The 17,275-nt window shown below is 67.0% G+C and carries 15 protein-coding genes; 8 read left to right on the top strand and 7 right to left on the bottom strand.

Translation table 11 applies throughout. The features are described 5' to 3' along the window. Nucleotides 1-909, top strand: coding sequence for a sulfate ABC transporter permease subunit CysW (cysW, locus tag V5G24_RS04980; RefSeq protein ID WP_394080363.1), 909 nt, complete (start codon nucleotides 1-3; stop codon nucleotides 907-909). Further along, complete coding sequence (locus V5G24_RS04975) at nucleotides 906-1,955, top strand: sulfate/molybdate ABC transporter ATP-binding protein (protein ID WP_394080132.1); 1,050 nt, start codon at nucleotides 906-908, stop codon at nucleotides 1,953-1,955. The genes cysW and V5G24_RS04975 overlap by 4 nt, the downstream gene beginning before the upstream one ends. A 286-nt stretch (nucleotides 1,956-2,241) precedes the next feature. Here the strand turns inward: V5G24_RS04975 and V5G24_RS04970 are convergent, their stop codons facing one another. The 3 genes from V5G24_RS04970 to petA are packed head-to-tail and all read right to left on the bottom strand — an operon-like array spanning nucleotide 2,242 to nucleotide 4,931. Next, on the bottom strand, nucleotides 2,242-3,078 hold the full coding sequence (locus tag V5G24_RS04970) for a cytochrome c1 (protein ID WP_394080130.1): 837 nt from the start codon (nucleotides 3,076-3,078) through the stop codon (nucleotides 2,242-2,244). Between the two features lie 20 nt (nucleotides 3,079-3,098). Then, nucleotides 3,099-4,370 carry a cytochrome b gene (locus V5G24_RS04965; RefSeq protein ID WP_394080128.1) on the bottom strand — a complete coding sequence of 424 codons (1,272 nt, stop codon included), beginning with the start codon at nucleotides 4,368-4,370 and terminating at the stop codon, nucleotides 3,099-3,101. Nucleotides 4,371-4,406: 36 nt separating this feature from the next. Beyond that, nucleotides 4,407-4,931, bottom strand: a complete 525-nt coding sequence (petA, locus tag V5G24_RS04960; RefSeq protein ID WP_394080126.1) for a ubiquinol-cytochrome c reductase iron-sulfur subunit — start codon at nucleotides 4,929-4,931, stop codon at nucleotides 4,407-4,409. A 267-nt stretch (nucleotides 4,932-5,198) separates the two neighbouring features. Here petA and V5G24_RS04955 point away from each other — a divergent pair, with 267 nt between their 5' ends. The 3 genes from V5G24_RS04955 (at nucleotide 5,199) to V5G24_RS04945 (ending at nucleotide 7,605) form a co-directional block, all read left to right on the top strand. Continuing rightward, nucleotides 5,199-5,663, top strand: a complete 465-nt coding sequence (locus V5G24_RS04955) for a tRNA (cytidine(34)-2'-O)-methyltransferase (protein WP_394080124.1) — start codon at nucleotides 5,199-5,201, stop codon at nucleotides 5,661-5,663. 49 nt (nucleotides 5,664-5,712) lie between these two features. Beyond that, nucleotides 5,713-7,395 carry an NAD+ synthase gene (locus V5G24_RS04950; RefSeq protein WP_394080122.1) on the top strand — a complete coding sequence of 561 codons (1,683 nt, stop codon included), beginning with the start codon at nucleotides 5,713-5,715 and terminating at the stop codon, nucleotides 7,393-7,395. Between the two features lie 69 nt (nucleotides 7,396-7,464). Next, nucleotides 7,465-7,605, top strand: coding sequence for a hypothetical protein (locus V5G24_RS04945; RefSeq protein WP_394080120.1), 141 nt, complete (start codon nucleotides 7,465-7,467; stop codon nucleotides 7,603-7,605). A 76-nt stretch (nucleotides 7,606-7,681) separates the two neighbouring features. Here V5G24_RS04945 and V5G24_RS04940 read toward each other — a convergent pair whose 3' ends face one another. After that, nucleotides 7,682-8,965: a patatin-like phospholipase family protein gene (locus V5G24_RS04940; protein ID WP_394080118.1), complete on the bottom strand. Its 1,284-nt coding sequence runs from the start codon at nucleotides 8,963-8,965 to the stop codon at nucleotides 7,682-7,684. Between the two features lie 25 nt (nucleotides 8,966-8,990). Next, nucleotides 8,991-9,773: a 3-hydroxybutyrate dehydrogenase gene (locus V5G24_RS04935; RefSeq protein ID WP_394080116.1), complete on the bottom strand. Its 783-nt coding sequence runs from the start codon at nucleotides 9,771-9,773 to the stop codon at nucleotides 8,991-8,993. Nucleotides 9,774-10,159: 386 nt separating this feature from the next. Between V5G24_RS04935 and V5G24_RS04930 the strand changes: the two genes are divergently transcribed. After that, nucleotides 10,160-11,890, top strand: coding sequence for a formate--tetrahydrofolate ligase (locus tag V5G24_RS04930; RefSeq protein WP_394080114.1), 1,731 nt, complete (start codon nucleotides 10,160-10,162; stop codon nucleotides 11,888-11,890). Between the two features lie 21 nt (nucleotides 11,891-11,911). Here the strand turns inward: V5G24_RS04930 and V5G24_RS04925 are convergent, their stop codons facing one another. Further along, on the bottom strand, nucleotides 11,912-12,289 hold the full coding sequence (locus V5G24_RS04925) for a gamma-butyrobetaine hydroxylase family protein (RefSeq protein ID WP_394080112.1): 378 nt from the start codon (nucleotides 12,287-12,289) through the stop codon (nucleotides 11,912-11,914). Nucleotides 12,290-12,425: 136 nt separating this feature from the next. On the opposite strand from V5G24_RS04925, the gene moaA reads away from it, so the two are divergent. Both moaA and V5G24_RS04915 read left to right on the top strand, forming a co-directional pair. Next, on the top strand, nucleotides 12,426-13,478 hold the full coding sequence (gene moaA / locus V5G24_RS04920) for a GTP 3',8-cyclase MoaA (RefSeq protein ID WP_394080110.1): 1,053 nt from the start codon (nucleotides 12,426-12,428) through the stop codon (nucleotides 13,476-13,478). A gap of 433 nt (nucleotides 13,479-13,911) precedes the next feature. Then, a complete protein-coding gene (locus tag V5G24_RS04915; RefSeq protein ID WP_394080108.1) occupies nucleotides 13,912-15,054 on the top strand; it encodes a DMT family transporter in 1,143 nt (380 codons plus the stop codon). A gap of 199 nt (nucleotides 15,055-15,253) precedes the next feature. On the opposite strand, the gene V5G24_RS04910 is transcribed toward V5G24_RS04915, so the two are convergent. Further along, nucleotides 15,254-17,224, bottom strand: coding sequence for a MacB family efflux pump subunit (locus V5G24_RS04910; RefSeq protein WP_394080361.1), 1,971 nt, complete (start codon nucleotides 17,222-17,224; stop codon nucleotides 15,254-15,256). Nucleotides 17,225-17,275: the final 51 nt, after the last annotated feature.

Raw genomic sequence — 17,275 nt, 5'->3', positions numbered from 1 at the left:
CTGGAGCCGGCCGCGCTCGCCCAGCCGCTCGCGTCCGACGGGCCGCCGACCCTGGCGAAACAGGCGCGGGCACAGAACGGGCATCGCCCCGCCCGCACCGAGCCGGCGGCGGTGCGCATCGCCCTCACCCTGATCGCCCTGGCGTTTCTCGGCTTGTTCATCGGCCTGCCGCTGCTGCTGGTGTTCGTGGAGGCCTTCAAGCGCGGGGCCGCGGCTTATGTGGCGGCGCTCAGCGATCCCGATGCGCTCGCCGCCATCCGCCTCACCTTGCTGGTGGCCGCGATCTCGGTGACGGCGAATGTGATCTTCGGGCTGGTGGCGTCCTGGGCCATCGCGAAGTTCGAATTCGCCGGCAAGAGCCTGCTCATCACCTTGATCGACCTGCCATTCTCGGTCTCGCCGGTGGTGGCGGGGCTGATTTATGTGCTGCTGTTCGGCAGCCAGGGGCTGTTGGCCGCCCCGCTCCAGGCGTGGGACATCAAGATCATCTTCGCTTTGCCCGGCATCGTGCTGGCGACCATCTTCGTCACCTTTCCCTTCGTGGCGCGCGAGCTGATCCCGCTGATGCAGGAGCAGGGCACGGCGGAGGAGGAAGCCGCCATCTCGCTTGGCGCCTCCGGCCTCTCCACCTTCTTTCGGGTGACCTTGCCGAACGTGAAATGGGCACTGCTCTATGGGGTCCTGCTCTGCAACGCCCGCGCCATGGGTGAATTCGGCGCGGTCTCCGTGGTGTCGGGCCATGTGCGCGGGCTCACCAACACCATGCCGCTCCATATCGAGATTTTGTACAACGAGTATCAGTTCGGCGCCTCGTTCGCGGTCGCCTCGCTGCTCGCCCTGCTGGCCCTGGTGACGCTGATCGCCAAGACCGTTTTGGAAAGCCGGCTTGCGGAGGAGGAACCCCGATGAGCATCGACGTCGTCAATATCACCAAGACTTACAAGGCCTTCACGGCGCTGGACGCGGTGAACCTGCACATTCCCACCGGCGAATTGGTGGCGCTGCTCGGCCCCTCGGGCTCGGGCAAGACCACGCTGCTGCGCATCATTGCCGGGCTGGAATGGCCCGACAGCGGCGAAATCCGCTTCGATGGCGCGGATGCGCTGAACCGCTCGGTGGGCGAGCGCAACGTGGGGTTCGTGTTCCAGCATTACGCCTTGTTCCGCCATATGAGCGTGTTCGAAAACGTTGCCTTCGGCCTGCGGGTGCGCAAGGGGGCCGGCAAGCTTCCCGAGGCCGCGATCCGCGCCAAGGTGAACGAATTGCTCGCCCTGGTGCAGATCGACTGGCTGGCGGAGCGCTATCCCGCCCAGCTTTCGGGCGGTCAGCGCCAGCGGGTGGCACTCGCCCGCGCGCTCGCCATTTCCCCCCGCATCCTGTTGCTGGACGAGCCGTTCGGGGCGCTGGATGCCAAGGTGCGCAAGGAATTGCGCCGCTGGCTGCGGCAATTGCATGAGGAACTTCCCGTCACCTCCGTGCTGGTGACCCACGACCAGGAGGAGGCGCTGGAACTGGCCGACCGGGTGGTGGTGATGGGCAAGGGCCAGATCGAGCAGATCGGCACGCCGGGCGAGGTCTATGACACCCCCGCCACGGCCTTTGTGCATGATTTCATTGGAGAAAGCCTCTCCCTGCCGGCGGATGTACGGGGCGGCCGGCTGTTCCTGGGCGAACGGGCCATTGCGCTCGATTCCCAAGGCGCCAGCGAAGGCCCGGCGCGCCTGCTCGCCCGGCCGCACGAGGTGGATCTGGCGGATCCGGCGCAGGCGCCGTTCTTCGGCAAGGTACTGGCGGTGCGCACCTTTGGGCCGATCCGCCGGGCCGATATCCAGATCGTGGTGCCGAGCGGGCATGTGGTGGTGGAAGCGGCGGTGCCGTTTGGGGAGGGGCTGGAAATCGGTTCGCAGGTCGGCCTCGTGCCGCGCCGCTACCGGGTGTTTGGGGCCGAGGCTTAGGGAAAAATCGGCGCCGAACAATGGGGCACTGCCCCGCTGGGGCAAAATGTTTCACGTGAAACAAGGACTTAGCGCGGACGAACAGAGGTTTCCTGAGGCTTCTCCGTGCCTCTCGCGTCAATGACACCGCCATTTCGGCCGAAGTTCAACACGCCGAATTTCGGCGAGCTAAATGCGGCGGCCTGAAGCGCCGTTTCACCGTACGGACCTGTCGCAGGTTGACCGACCCAAAAGAAAAGGGCCCCGCATGGGGGCCCTTCGGTCTTCTCGGTGGCGGAAGCGGCGCTTAGTGCGCCACGTCCTTCCAGACCTTCTTCTTGGTGAAGTAGAGCAGGCCGGACAACACGAACAGGAAGATGATGACCTGGAAGCCGATGCGCTTGCGCGCGTCGAGATGGGGTTCGGCCATCCACATCATGAAGGCCGACACGTCGCGGGAATAATTATCCAGCGTCGCGGGCGTGCCGTCGGTGTATTCCACCTGCCCGTCGCTGATGGGCTTGGGCATGGCGATCTGGTGACCGGGGAAATATTTGTTGTAGTGCAGGCCGGGCTGCACCTTCATGCCTTCCGGCGGCTCCACATAGCCGGTCAGCAGCGCGTGGATATAGTCCACGCCGCCTTCCTGATACTGGGTGAAGGCGTCGAAGATGAAGCCGGGAAAGCCGACATGGCTGGCGCGCGCCTTGGCGAGCACCGAAAAGTCCGGCGGCAGGGCGCCGCCATTGGCGACGCGCGCGGCCGGATCGTTCGGGAACGGCGCCGGCCACTGGTCCGAGAGGCGGCCGGGGCGCTGGAACATCTCGCCCTGGTCGTTCGGCCCGTCGGTGATCTGGTATTCGCTCGCCACCGCCTTGGCCTGGGCTTCGCTGAAGCCGGGGCCACCGGGCTGCGCCAGGTTGCGGAAATAGAAGAAATTGGCCGAGTGGCAGCTGGCGCAGACTTCACGGAACACCTTGAAGCCACGCTGGAGCTGCCCCTGGTCGAAACTGCCGAAGGGGCCGGCGAACGACCAGGATTCCCGGTGGGGAAGGTCGTCGTGCCCGCCTTCGGCGGCCCGTGCCGGCGCGCCGAACACGAGGGCCGCCGCAACGGCACCGAAGAGGATACTGCGCTTGATCATCTCTCTCTCCGCGTGCTCGCTCAGCCCTTGGTCTGCGGGGCGGCCGCGCCCGCAACCACCGTGGCGCCATTGCGCGCCAGGACGGCGTCCGCGATGGAGGCCGGCAGCGGCTTCGGGCGCTCGAACAGGCCGAGCAGAGGCAGGATGATGAGGAAGTGAATGAAATAATAGGCCGTCAGGATGCGCGAGGCGATGACGAAACCGCCCTCCGCAGGCTGCGAGCCGAGATAGCCGAGGCCCACCGCCACCACCGCGAAGATCCAGAAGAACTGGCGGTAGAGGGGACGATAGCGGGCCGAGCGCACCTTGGAGGTGTCAAGCCAGGGCAGGAAGGCCAGCACCGCGATGGCGCTGAACATGGCGAGCACGCCGCCGAGCTTGTCCGGGATCGAGCGCAGGATCGCGTAGAAGGGCAGGAAGTACCATTCCGGCACGATATGCGCGGGGGTGGAGAGCGGGTTGGCCGGAATGTAATTGTCCGGATGGCCCATGTAGTTCGGGATGTAGAAGATGAAGTAGGAGAAGAACAGCAGGAACACCACCATGCCGAAGATGTCCTTCACCGTCGCGTACGGGGTGAAGGGCACGGTGTCCTTGGCGACGCTCTTCACTTCCACGCCGTCGGGATTGTTCTGTCCCACGTGGTGCAGCGCCCAGATGTGCAGGATCACGACGCCCGCGATCATGAAGGGCAGCAGATAATGCAGCGCGAAGAAGCGGTTCAGGGTCGGGTCGCCGACCGAATAGCCGCCCCACAGCCATTCCACGATCACCGTGCCGACCACCGGGATGGCTGAGAAGAGGTTGGTGATGACGGTGGCGCCCCAATAGGACATCTGGCCCCAGGGCAGCACATAGCCCATGAAGGCGGTGGCCATCATCAGCAGGTAGATGATCACGCCGAGGATCCACAGCACCTCGCGCGGCGCCTTGTAGGAGCCGTAATAGAGGCCGCGGAAAATGTGGATGTAGACCGCGATGAAGAACATCGAGGCGCCGTTGGCGTGGATGTAGCGCAGCAGCCAGCCGAAGCTCACGTCGCGCATGATGTGCTCGACACGGGCGAAGGAGATCGGCGCATACGCCGTGTAGTGCATCGCCAGCACGACGCCGGACAGGATCTGCACCCCCAGCATCATCGTGAGGATGGCGCCGAACGTGTACCAATAGTTCAGATTCTTCGGGGTCGGATACGACACCGCCGAAGAATGCATGAGCCCCATGATCGGCAACCGGCTCTCGAACCAGCGCGCGATCTTTCCCTGGGGCTGGTAGGTGGAATGTCCTTCCATGGGTCCAACCTTTTTTGAGCGGGCGACGACCGCGCGTCAGCCAATCACGATCTTGGAGTCAGAAACGAAAGTGTACGGCGGCACCGCCAGATTCAGCGGCGCCGGCCCGACGCGCACGCGGCCGGACGAATCATATTGCGAGCCGTGGCAGGGGCAGAACCAGCCGTCGTAATTGCCCTGGTGGCCGAGCGGGACGCAGCCGAGATGGGTGCAGATGCCGATCACCACGAGCCATTTGTCGTGGCCGGCCTTCACACGGTCCTGGTCGGTCTGCGGGTCGATCAGCTGGTTGAGCGGCACGGCGCGGGCGAGTTCCACATCCTTCGCGAGCCGGTTGAACACGAAGATCGGCTTGCCGCGCCACATGAAGGTCACGATCTGGCCTTCCTGGATCGGCGACAAATCCACCTCGGTGGTGGAGAGCGCGAGCACGGAGGCATCCGGCTGCAGCTGGGAGACGAACGGCCAGATCATGCCGGCCACTCCCACCGCGCCGACAGCGCCGGTCGCGATATAAAGGAAGTCCCGGCGGTTGGTTCCCGACGTCTCCGTATGTGCCACGGCGCTTGTCCTCACTCGTCTGTCCGATCAGACCATCGCGGCGCGCAGTTCCTGCGGGATAATCGTTGCACGGGAATCCCAGGCCGGGCCGCGCGCGACGCGAGGTCGAATGTGACAGCTCCGCTTACGCAAAGAGCCACCTTCGAGTGCCTCTAATTGCACCCTCTTTTGCCCTTGTCCAGATCGCCGCCATGCGGCACGCGGTCCTGCTTCTGCCTGAACCCTGGCAAGATCTGGCCATATTTGCCCTGCGGAGACCGCGACCCCATGATCCTCGCCCTTTATTGTCCAGACATCGCGCAGAATGCGGGAACCTGTCTGCGCACCGGCGCGTGCCTTGGCGTTCCCGTGCATTTCATCGAGCCGGCGGGGTTTCCGCTCGGCGCCGCCGCCTTCCGCAGGGCCGGCATGGATTATGTCGACCATGTGGAATTTGTACGGCACGATTCGTTCGCGGCCTTCGAGGACTGGCGGCGCGCGGAGGGGCGAAGGCTGGTGCTTTTCACCACGCGCGGGGCGACGCCTTACGTTGAGTTCGCGTTTTCCCCGCAAGATGTATTGCTGTTCGGGCGCGAGTCGGCCGGCGTACCGCCGGAGGTGCACGCGAGCGCCGATGCGCGCCTGCTCATTCCCCTGCGTACCGGCCTGCGCTCGCTCAATGTGGCTGTGTCCGCCGGCATCGCGCTCGCCGAGGGGTTGCGGCAGACGCACGGCTTTCCCGCTTCGTCCTGATCCTTCACCCCTTCCGCCCGCGCCCCGCGGCGGCTAAACCTGCGATGCCATGATCGAACCTGCTTCTCCCGCCCCCGCAGACCGGCTGCTGATCGCGGCCGCCCAGCTCAATCCCGTGGTCGGCGATGTCGCGGGCAATGCCGCGCGCATCCGCGCGGTGCGCGACGAGGCCAAGGCGCAGGGCGCCGACCTCGTGGTGTTCAGCGAATTGTTCCTGTGCGGCTATCCGCCCGAGGACCTGGTGCTGAAGCCGGCGTTTCAGCAGGCCTGCCGGCAGGCCATCGAGGCGCTCGCCGCCGAAAGCGCCGAGGGCCCGGCCCTGCTGGTGGGCGCGCCCTGGGTGGACAACGGCCGGCTCCACAATGCCGTGCTGCTGCTGGAGGCGGGGCGCATCGCCGCGATCCGCTACAAGGTGGACCTGCCCAATTACGGCGTGTTCGACGAGAAGCGCGTGTTCGTGCCCGGCCCCCTGCCCGGCCCGATCCCGTTCAAGGGCGTGCGGCTCGGCGTGCCGGTGTGCGAGGACATCTGGGGTCCGGACGTGGTGGAATGCCTCGCCGAGACCGGCGCGGAAATCCTCATCGTCCCCAATGGCTCGCCCTATCGCCGCTCGGTCTATGACGAGCGCGCCAACATCGCCGTGGCGCGCGTGGTGGAGAGCGGATTGCCGCTGCTCTATGTGAACCAGGTGGGCGGCCAGGACGAACTGGTGTTCGACGGCGCCTCGTTCGCGCTCAATGCCGACCGCACCCTCGCCATGCAATTCCCCGGCTTCCAGGAGCGCGTGCGCCTCACGGTGTGGGAGCGCTTCGCCAATGGCTGGCGCTGCATCGAGGCGCCGCTGGCCGACCGGATCGAGGGCGACGAGGCCGATTATGCCGCCTGCGTCCTCGGGCTGCGGGATTATGTGACCAAGAACGGCTTTCCCGGCGTGGTGCTCGGCCTTTCCGGCGGGGTCGATAGCGCCATTTGCGCCGCCATGGCGGTGGATGCGCTCGGACCGGACAAGGTCCATTGCATCATGCTGCCCTATCGCTACACCTCGCCCGACAGCTTCGTCGATGCGGCGGAAGTGGCCGAAAAGCTCGGCGTGCGCTACGATATCGTCCCCATCGCCCCGGCCGTGGAAGCGCTGGAAGGCATGCTCGCGCCTCTGTTCGCCGGCCGCGAGAAGGATGTGACGGAGGAGAATCTTCAGTCCCGCGTGCGCGGCACGCTGCTGATGTCGATCTCCAACAAGTTCGGCCCCATGGTGGTGACCACGGGCAACAAGTCGGAAATGTCCACCGGCTACGCCACGCTCTATGGCGACATGAACGGCGGCTATAATCCCATCAAGGATCTGTACAAGACCGAGGTGTTCCGCCTCTCCCATCTGCGCAATCGCTGGAAGCCGGTGGGCGCGCTCGGCCCGGACGGCGAGGTGATCGCCCCGCGCCTGATCGACAAGCCGCCCACCGCCGAATTGCGCGAGAACCAGAAGGACCAGGATTCGCTGCCGCCCTATGAGGTGCTCGACGCCATCCTCGCCCGGCTGGTGGAATCGGAAACCTCGGTGGCGCAATTGGTGGCGGAAGGGTTCGACGCGGCTCTAGTGAAGCGGGTGGACCGCATGCTGAACCTTGCCGAATACAAGCGCCGGCAGGCGGCGCCTGGGGTGAAGGTGACAGTGCGCAATTTCGGCCGCGACCGCCGCTATCCCATCACCAACCGCTTCCGCGATCCCGGCTGAGGGCGGGGAGCCACGCCGGACCGGGGCTGTGGGTCCGCGTTCGGTCCTCCCGTGGATCGCCTTCCTGGCTTGACGACGTTGCAGCAGATCCTCGTCATGCACGGGCTCGACCCGTGCATCCACGCGGCGCCGCTGGCGCCAGCTTTTCAAGGCCCGTGCCGGCGGCCCGGCATGGATGGCCGGGACGAGCCCGGCCATGACGGCTGGTGAAAGAAAGACAATCGCACGCACCCGACGTCCGGCGCCTCGACGTGGCGCCGCCCCGAACCGGGACGAGCAATCCGTCCTAATCCGCCAGTTCCAGCCGCAGGTCGAGGGTGGAGCGCTTGCCGAGGTCGTCGAAATGGGCGGCGAGGAAATCCTCGGCCGCCTTGCGCCCCACGTCCCGCAGGTGTTGCAGGAACGCCCATTCGGCATTGAGCTTGGAGGAGAGGTCGAAATCCACCAATTGGTCGGTGCCGATGCGATGCAGGCGCACCCGCCGATAGCCCGAGCCGCCCAGGGTCCAGCGCGTCAACAGCCCCTGCTCGATCAATTGGGTCGCGTGGTCGATGGCGCGCAATTGGGAGAGCAGCGAGGCGTTGAAGGTGATCTCGTTGATGCGGTTCTGGATTTCAGCCGCCGTGCGGGGCGTCTGCTCACGCACCACGGGATTGATCTGCACCAGGACGATGTCGTCCGCATCCGCCTTCTCATAGAGCGGAAACAGCGGCGGATTGCCCATGTAACCGCCGTCCCAATAAGGCACGCCGTCGATCTCCACCGCCTGGAACAGGAACGGCAGGCAGGCCGAGGCCATCACCGCGTCGGCGGTCATCTCCGCGTGGCCGAAGATGCGCGCGCGCCCCGTGTGCACATTGGTGGCGGAGATGAACACCTTCACGTCCGAGGCGCGGATCGCCTCGAAATCCACATGGGCGTCGATGATCTCGCGCAGCGGATTGATGTTCAACGGGTTGAAATCATAAGGGGAAAAGAACCGGGCCGCGACTTCCATGGCGAGATAGGCCGGGTTCTTGGCGAGCGACCAGTTTCCCATCAGCCGATCGAAGGCCGAGCGCTGGATCGGCGACATGCGCCCGTCACGGGAGACGTCGCGCCAGAACTGGGTCAGCGCGCCGCGCGCCTGCTCGCGGTCGCCCTTGGCAAGGCCGGAAGCGAGCACCACCGCGTTCATCGCCCCGGCGCTGGTGCCGGATATGCCGGAAATGGCCAGCCGGTCTTCCTGGAGAATGCGGTCCACCACGCCCCAGGTGAAGGCCCCATGGGCGCCGCCGCCCTGGAGCGCGAGGGAAATCGACTTGACGCCGGAAGACTTCGCTCCGGACGCCTTGGCGCCCGACGTCTTCGGACTCGATGCCTTGGTGGCGGAGGCCTTGGAGCTCTTCCCGCCGGTGCCCTTAGGTGCCTTCTCCGGTCCCTTGCTCGCCGCGATCTCCGCCGCGTCTGAGGCCGGGTCTCGGGCCATGCCGGCGGGGGATTGCACCCCGCCGGCCGTGGTTCCCGGCAAAGACTCTGCGGCGGCGGCCGCGTCCGGAGTGGCGCCCTTGGATCGGCCGCGCAATCTCATCGGACCGGCTCCCGCCGCAGGACCCTCATTCGGCGACCCAGCCGCCGTCGATCTGCTGCATGGAACCGGTGATGGACCGGGCATTGTCGGAGGCCAGGAACACCGCCAGCGCCGCCACTTCCTCCACCGTAATGAATTCCTTGGTGGGCTGGGCGGCGAGGATCACGTCGCGCTTCACCTGCTCTTCCGTCATGCCGCGCGCCTTGGCGGTGTCGGGAATCTGCTTCTCCACCAGGGGCGTCCACACATAGCCCGGGCAGATGGCGTTGCAGGTGATGCCGAAGGTGGCGGTTTCCAGCGCCGTGACCTTGGTGAGGCCGGCGATGCCGTGCTTGGCCGCCACATAGGCCGACTTGAAGGGCGAGCCGACCAGCGCATGGGCCGATGCGGTATTGATGATGCGGCCCCACTTCTTCGCCTTCATGCCGGGGATGGCGGCGCGGGTGGCGATGAAGGCGGCGGTGAGATTGATCGCGATGATCGTGTTCCAGGTCTCGATCGGGAATTCCTCGATCGGCGCCACATGCTGGATGCCGGCATTGTTGACCAGGATGTCGCAGGCCCCGAACTCGGTCTCGGCGAGCTTCACCATGCCGCCGATCTCTTCGGCATTGAGCATGTTGGCGTCGGAATAGAGCGCCTTGACGCCGAAGTCGCTCTCGATCTTGGTGCGCTCGGCCTCGATGGCGGCGGCATCGCCGAGGCCATTGATGACCACGTTCGCGCCCTGCTCCGCGAAGGCGCGCGCATAAGCGAGCCCGATACCGCTGGTGGACCCGGTAACGACGGCGACCTTACCCTTCAGCATGGTTCTATCCCTCAAGCTCGATGCGGCCCGCACGCAAAACGGGGGCCGATGGCGATGGTTTAGCGGGACGGTGTGACGCTGGCGTCACGCCGGCGTTCCTGGTCCTCGCGCCGCGACCTTGCTCCCTCCGCCGCCGCGGTGCAATGCAAACAAGGGTATGACGCGGCGGGTGGGACAGGGAGATGGGACAACAGGCGTGGCACACGAGGCGACGCACGAGGTCGCGGCACACGCGCCGGCACGGCGCGGCGGGGCAGCATTCGCCCTGGATAGCGTCGCGCATGCGCAAAATAAGGCGCCATTGACACCCCTGCGGCCGGCCAAGGCTTGCCGCCTCTGCAACTCCCGGCTAGAGCGCTTGTGACGTAAAACCGGGAAACACCCGCATGCACCAGACGACGGCACGCCAGATCGACCCCACAAGCGATGCCGCCATCGCCGCAAGCGTCGTGCCCCTGCCGATCGAGCAGGTGGGCGCGAAGCTCGGCATTCCCGCCGACGCGCTGTTTCGCTACGGCCCGCACAAGGCCAAGCTCTCGCAGGATTTCGTGCGCACCCTCACGGACGGGAACGGCGCCATCGCCCCGAGCCGCGCGGACGCGAAACCGGGCAAGCTGATTCTCGTCACCGCCATCAGCCCGACCCCGGCGGGAGAGGGAAAGACCACCACCACCATCGGCCTCGGCGATGCCCTCACCCGCATCGGCAAGCGCACCGCCGTGTGCCTGCGCGAACCCTCGCTCGGCCCCTGCTTCGGCTCCAAGGGCGGGGCGACCGGCGGCGGGCGGGCGCAGATCGTGCCCATGCAGGACATCAACCTGCATTTCACCGGCGATCTCCACGCCATCGGCGCCGCGCACAATCTGCTGTCCGCGCTGATCGACAATCACATGTATTGGGGCAATGCCCTGGACCTCGACGCCCGGCGCATCAGCTGGCGGCGCGTGCTGGACCTCAACGACCGCGCGCTGCGCGAGATCGTCACCGGCCTCGGCGGCGCGCCCAACGGCTTTCCGCGCGAGGATGGGTTCGACATCACGGTGGCGAGCGAGGTGATGGCCATCTTCTGCCTCGCCAAGTCCTTGCCGGAGCTGGAAGAGCGCCTCGCCCGCATGGTGATCGGCCAGACCCGTGGCCGCCGCATGGTCACGGCCGGCGAACTGAAGGGCATCGGCGCCATGGTGGCGCTGCTGCGCGATGCGTTCCAGCCCAATCTGGTGCAGACCATGGAGCACACGCCGGCCCTGGTGCATGGCGGGCCGTTCGCCAACATCGCCCATGGCTGCAACAGCGTGATCGCCACCCGCAGCGCGCTGGCGCTGGCCGATTATGTGGTGACCGAAGCCGGCTTCGGCGCGGATCTCGGCGCGGAAAAATTCATGGACATCAAGTGCCGCCAGGCGGGCCTTGCCCCCGACGCGGTGGTGGTGGTCGCCACCATCCGGGCGTTGAAGATGCACGGCGGCGTGGCGGTGAAAGAGCTTTCCGCCGAGAATCTCGGCGCCGTCCATACCGGCATCGACAATCTGGTGCGCCATGTGGAGAACATGCGCGGCTTCGGCGTGCCGGTGGTGGTGGCGCTGAACCGCTTCACCTCCGACACTCCGCGCGAGGTGGACGTGGTGCGCTCCACCCTCGCCGCGCTCGGCGTCAATGTGCATGTGTGCACCCATTGGGCGGACGGCGGCGCCGGGGCCGAGGCGCTGGCGCACGAGGTGGTGGCGCTCGCCGCGCGCCCCAATGCCTTCGCGCCCCTCTATCCCGACGCCATGCCGCTGGCGCAGAAGATCGAGACCGTGGCGAAGCGCATCTATCATGCCGGCGGCGTGAGCTTCAGCGCCACCGCCGCCGCGCGCCTCGCCGAGCTGGAAGCGGCCGGCTTCGGCGCCCTGCCGGTGTGCATGGCCAAGACGCAATACAGCTTCTCGGCCGACCCCAAGGCGCGCAATGCGCCGAGCGATCACATCCTGCCCGTGCGCGAGGTGCGCCTTTCCGCCGGCGCCGGCTTCGTGGTGGCGCTGGCGGGCGACATCATGACCATGCCCGGCCTGCCCTCGGTGCCGGCGGCCGAGCACATCTTCGTGGATGCACACGGCGTCATCGGCGGGCTGTCCTGAGGAACTAAGGCTGATCGCGCTCTAGCCCCGCGACAGCCCCTGCGCCTGCAAGGCTTCGAGATAGGCCGCAAAGCGCTGTTCCTGCTCCAGGCCGAGGGTGCGCAGCAAAGGCCACGTATAAAGGCCCGTGCCGTGGCCGTCGTCGAAGCCGAGGCGCACCGCATAGGCACCCACCGGCTCCACCGCGACGATGCGCACCGCGCGCTTGCCGGGCACGGTGATCTTCTCATGCGGCGCATGGCCCTGCACCTCGGCGGATGGGCTTTCCACGCGCAGATATTCGGCCGGCAAGGTGAAGCTGGAGCCATCGTCGAAGCTCACCTGAAGGGCGTGCTTGTCGTGGATCAGGCGCACTTCCGTGGGCCAGGTCTCGGGCGCGGCGGGGTCGGCCGATGTCATGTTGCTCTCCTGCGCGGGCCGGTCAGCGAGTGTTGATCGCGCGGGCCTATGATTTGGTGCCGGGCATACGATATAATGCAGGTTCAAGCCGACGTCAGAGCGGTTGAGCATAAGCCATGGGGAATCGGAGCATAAGGTGAGCGCACCCTTCAGAGACATCATCGATCGCGGCGGAAGCGCCGCCGGCGCGCTGAGCCCGCTGGTGGATACTTTCGGCCGCGCGGTCACCTATCTGCGGGTCTCGGTCACCGACCGATGCGATTTCCGCTGCGTCTATTGCATGTCCGAGCACATGAATTTCCTGCCCAAGCAGGATCTGCTGACGCTCGAGGAGCTGGACCGGCTGTGCACGGCCTTCGTGGCGCGCGGCGTGCGCAAGCTGCGCCTCACGGGCGGCGAACCGCTGGTGCGGCGCGACGTGATGACCCTGTTCCGCTCGCTCTCGCGCCATCTCGACACCGGCCGGCTGGAAGAACTCACCCTCACCACCAACGGCTCCCAGCTCGCCCGCTATGCCGCCGACCTCGCCGCCTGCGGGGTCAAGCGCATCAATGTCTCCATCGACACGCTGGATGCGGAGAAATTCCGCGCCATCACCCGCTGGGGCGATCTCGGCAAGGTGCTGGAAGGCGTGCGCGCCGCCAAGGCCGCCGGCATCCATGTGAAAATCAATGCGGTCGCGCTCAAGGATGTGAACGAGCACGAAATCGCCTCCATCATGGAATGGTGCCACGGCGAGGGCCACGACCTCTCCCTGATCGAGGTGATGCCGCTCGGCGAAGTCGGCGCGGAGCGGGTGGACCAATATCTCCCGCTCTCGCAGGTGCGCGAACAGCTCGCGCAGCGCTTCACCCTCACCGACATCGATTATCGCACCGGCGGACCGGCGCGGTATCTGGAGGTGAAGGAGACCGGCGGGCGGCTAGGCCTCATCACCCCGCTGACCCATAATTTCTGCGAGGGCTGCAACCGCGTGCGCGTCACCTGCACCGGCACGCTGTTCATGTGCCTCGGCCAGGAAGACGCCGCCGACCTGCGCGCCCCGCTGCGCGCCTCGCCCGACGACGGCGTGCTCCAGGCCGCCATCGACGCGGCGATCTTCCGCAAGCCCAAGGGCCACGACTTCGTCATCGACCGCCAGACCCGCCAGCCGGCGGTCCACCGGCACATGAGCACCACCGGCGGTTAAAAAGTTCGCCCGGCGAACGGTCGCAGCCTCCTCCGGCGCTTCCCGTCGTCATGGCCGGGCCTGTCCCGGCCATCCACGCGGCACGGCCGGGGCAGGTTTGTCCCCGCTGGCACGGGCGGCTCTGCGTGGATGCCCGGCATAAGGCCGGGCATGAGGGCGGTGATCGCGGCGATGCCGGATCTGAAATTTCCAACCGGCGGTTAGGAAACCATTTTACATTGCGGCACCGCCATGGCGCACCCATGCCAGGGGCGAGGGACTTGGCCTTGCGCTCCGCGCAATCGGCAACGGCGCGGACAGGTCAAATCGGTTAGGTCTGTGGGACATTGCCCACGAACGAGGCAGAAATGCCGACCCGCCCCGACATCGCCCGCGCATTCGCCATCGCCGCCCCCCGCGCGGCGCGACAGCCCCGCCTTGCGGGGGACGCGGCATGAGCTTGCCCCGGATGTCCCCCACCCTGCGCGGCATCGCGGCCATGATCGCCGCCATGATGCTGTTCATCACCAACGACATGATGCTGAAGCTCGCCACCCAGCATCTGCCGGTGGGCGAAGTGCTGGGCGCGCGCTCGGTGTTCGCGACGCTGTTCGTGCTCGCGCTGCTGGCTTTCACCGGTGAACTGCGCCATGCGCTGGGCGCGTTCCGGCCCAAGGTGATCGCCCGATCCAGCCTCGATTCGGCGACCACCTTCCTCTATGTGATCGCGCTGGCGGTGCTGCCCATCTCCACCACCACGACCATTTATATGGCGGCCCCGCTCATCACCACCGCGCTCGCCGTGCCCCTGCTGGGCGAGAAGGTGGGGCTGAAGCGCGCCATCGCCATCGCCATCGGCTTTTCCGGCGCGGTCGTCGTCGCCCATCCCGATCCCGCGACCTTCTCTTTGTTCGCCATCCTGCCTTTGATCGCCGCCACCTGCGGGTCGCTGCGCGATATCGTCACCCGCGGTATCGGCGCCCATGTGCCGGGCGGCGTGGTGGTGCTCTCCAGCACGATCGCGCTCGGGGTCACCGGCGCCGCCTTCGCGGCCTGGGAGCCGTGGAGCATACCGACGCTCGCGGGCGGCGCGCTGATCGTCGCGGCGGGCGCGACCTTCGCGTTCGGCAATCTGCTGCTGGTCTATGCGTTCCGCCACGCCCCGGTGCAGGTGGTCTCGCCGCTGCGCTATGTGATGGTGCCGGTGGCGCTGATCTACGGCTATTTCATCTTCGGCCATGTGCCGGACAGCTGGGCCACCATCGGCACCATTTTGGTGGTGGGAGCCGGGCTCTATTCGATCCAGCAGGAGGCCGCGCGCAGCCGCAAGGCGGGCAAGGATGCCAAGGCACGCGAGGTAGAAAAGGCACGCGAGGCGGAGCAGGCCGCAGGGACGAAGGCTGCCCCGCTTGAGGCCGCCCCGCTCGGGGCCGCTCCGGTCATGCCGCCGATGGCCTCGCCGATCCCGGCCGCGGCCGGCGGCGCCGTCGCCGCCCGGCTCTCGCCGCCGGCCAATGACGATGCCCCGCCCGCCAAAACCACCAAGGGCGGCGCCCCCCAGAGCGCGGCCATCACCCGCGAGTGTCCCCACTCATAGGCGACCTGCCAGTCCGGACCACGCCGGGACCCGAGACGGGGCGCTTCCTTTTCCGTCGTCTTTGGGTCGTTCTTTTTCTTTCGTCATGGCCGGGGCCCCCCGCGCTGGCCTTGAAAGGCTGGCACCGGCGGGGCCGCGTGGATGCACGGGACAAGCCCGTGCATGACGATGCTTTGCTGCAAACGCGCCGGGCACGCCCTCACTCATAGGCGAGGGCCGCCACGGGATCGAGCCGCGAGGCCTTGCGGGCCGGCAGATAGCCGAACAGCAGGCCGGTGAGGAAGGCGCAGCCGAACGCCAGCAAGGGCGGACCTGCGGAAAACGCCACCTGGGTTCCGAGGGTCTTCAAGAGCAAGGCCGTGCCGAGCCCCAGCACCACGCCCACGAGCCCGCCGGCGCCGCAGATCACCAGCGCCTCGGTGTTGAACTGCAGCATGATGTTGGACCGCCGCGCGCCGGTCGCCATGCGGATGCCGATTTCGCGGGTGCGCTCGGTGACGCTGACCAGCATGATGTTCATCACCCCGATGCCGCCCACCAGCAGCGAGATCGCCGCCACCGAGCCCAGCAGGCGGGTGAAGGTATCGGACGTGGCGGTGGCCATCTCCAGGATCGAGGAGGTGTTGCGGATCTGGAAATCCTCCGCCCGGTGGCGCTGGCGCAGCAGCACGGAAATCGCCTCCTGCGTCTCGTCGATCCGCGCCACATCCTCCACCGCGATCGTCACCGCGCCGAGGAACCGGCGGCCGAACACCCGCATGAAGGCGGTGGAGATGGGCATCAGGACGAGATCGTCCTGGTCCATGCCGAAGGCGTTCGCCCCACGCGGCGCCAATACGCCCAGCACCTCGAACGGCACGTTCTTAATGAGAATGTAGCGGCCCACGGGGTTCCCCACGCCAGGAAACATCACCTTCGCCACGGTCGCGCCGAGCACCACCACCGGCGCATAGCCCTCCACGTCCGCCTCGGTGAACATGGCGCCATCCCGCATCCCCCAGTCGCGCGCCACCACATAGCCCGGCCCGGTGCCCTGGATCGAGGTCGCATAATCAATATTGCCCACCCGCGCCGTGGCGGTGGTGGAGCGTTCCGGGGAGACCGCCCGCACATTGGGAATGTCCGCCGCGATGGCGAGCGCATCCTCATAGGCCAGCGAGGCGTTGGAACCGGTGGAGCGCACCCCCGGCGCGCCGGGCCGCACCACCAGCAGATTGGTGCCCATGGAGGCGATGCGATCCAGCACCGCCTGCTTGCTGCCCTGGCCGATCGCCAGCATGGCGATCACCGCCGCAACCCCGATGATCACGCCCAAGAGGGTCAGCAGGGTGCGGAACAGATTGGCGTGCATGGAGCGGAACGCCATCTTCACCGCCTCTCCGAGGTCGGGCAGGAACTGGTTGCGCACCTGCATGCGATGGCTGGCGAGCGGCGTTTGCGCGGGCGGCGGGGCGGGGCGCTCATCGGAGACGATGCGCCCGTCCTGCAACCGCACGATCCGGTCCGCATGGGCGGCCACCTGCGGATCATGGGTGATCAGCAGAATGGTGCGGCCCTCGCGGTTCAGGTCCTTCAAGAGGCGCAGCACTTCTTCGCCGGAATGGCTGTCGAGCGCGCCGGTGGGTTCGTCGGCGAGGATCACCGGCGCCTCGTTCATCAGCGCGCGGGCGATGGAGACCCGCTGCTGCTGGCCGCCCGAGAGCTGGGAGGGGCGATGCTCCGCCCGCTCCGCGAGTCCCAGCCGGCCCAGCAAGGCCTTGGCGCGGGCGATCCGCTCGGCCTTGGGACGGCCGGCATAGATGGCGGGAATCTCCACATTCTCCTCCGCCGAGATGGCGGGCAGGAGATTGTAGCGCTGGAACACGAAGCCGAAGGTGCGGCAGCGCAGGGCCGCCAGCTCGTCCGCATCCAGCTCCGCGATGTCGCGGCCGAGCACGCGGTAGCTGCCGCGGTCCGGCCGGTCCAGGCAGCCGATGATGTGCATCAAGGTGGACTTGCCGGAGCCGGACTGGCCCATGATGGCGACATATTCGCCCGGCCGGATGGCGAGCGAAATATCGTCCAGCGCCCGCACCACGCTTTCCCCGCTCGGATAGATGCGGCTGATGTGGCTGAGGTCGAGCACCGGCTCGCCGATGCCCTCATGGACGGACGCGGATGCATCCGCGATGGGCGCGGCCGTGCCTTTGGCCGCGTCAAGGGATCCTGCCGGAGCGCCGGC

The organism is Roseixanthobacter finlandensis, assembly GCF_043195105.2.
Taxonomy (GTDB): Bacteria; Pseudomonadota; Alphaproteobacteria; order Rhizobiales; family Xanthobacteraceae; genus NCEH01.
This window is presented reverse-complemented; position numbering and strand designations above follow the sequence as displayed.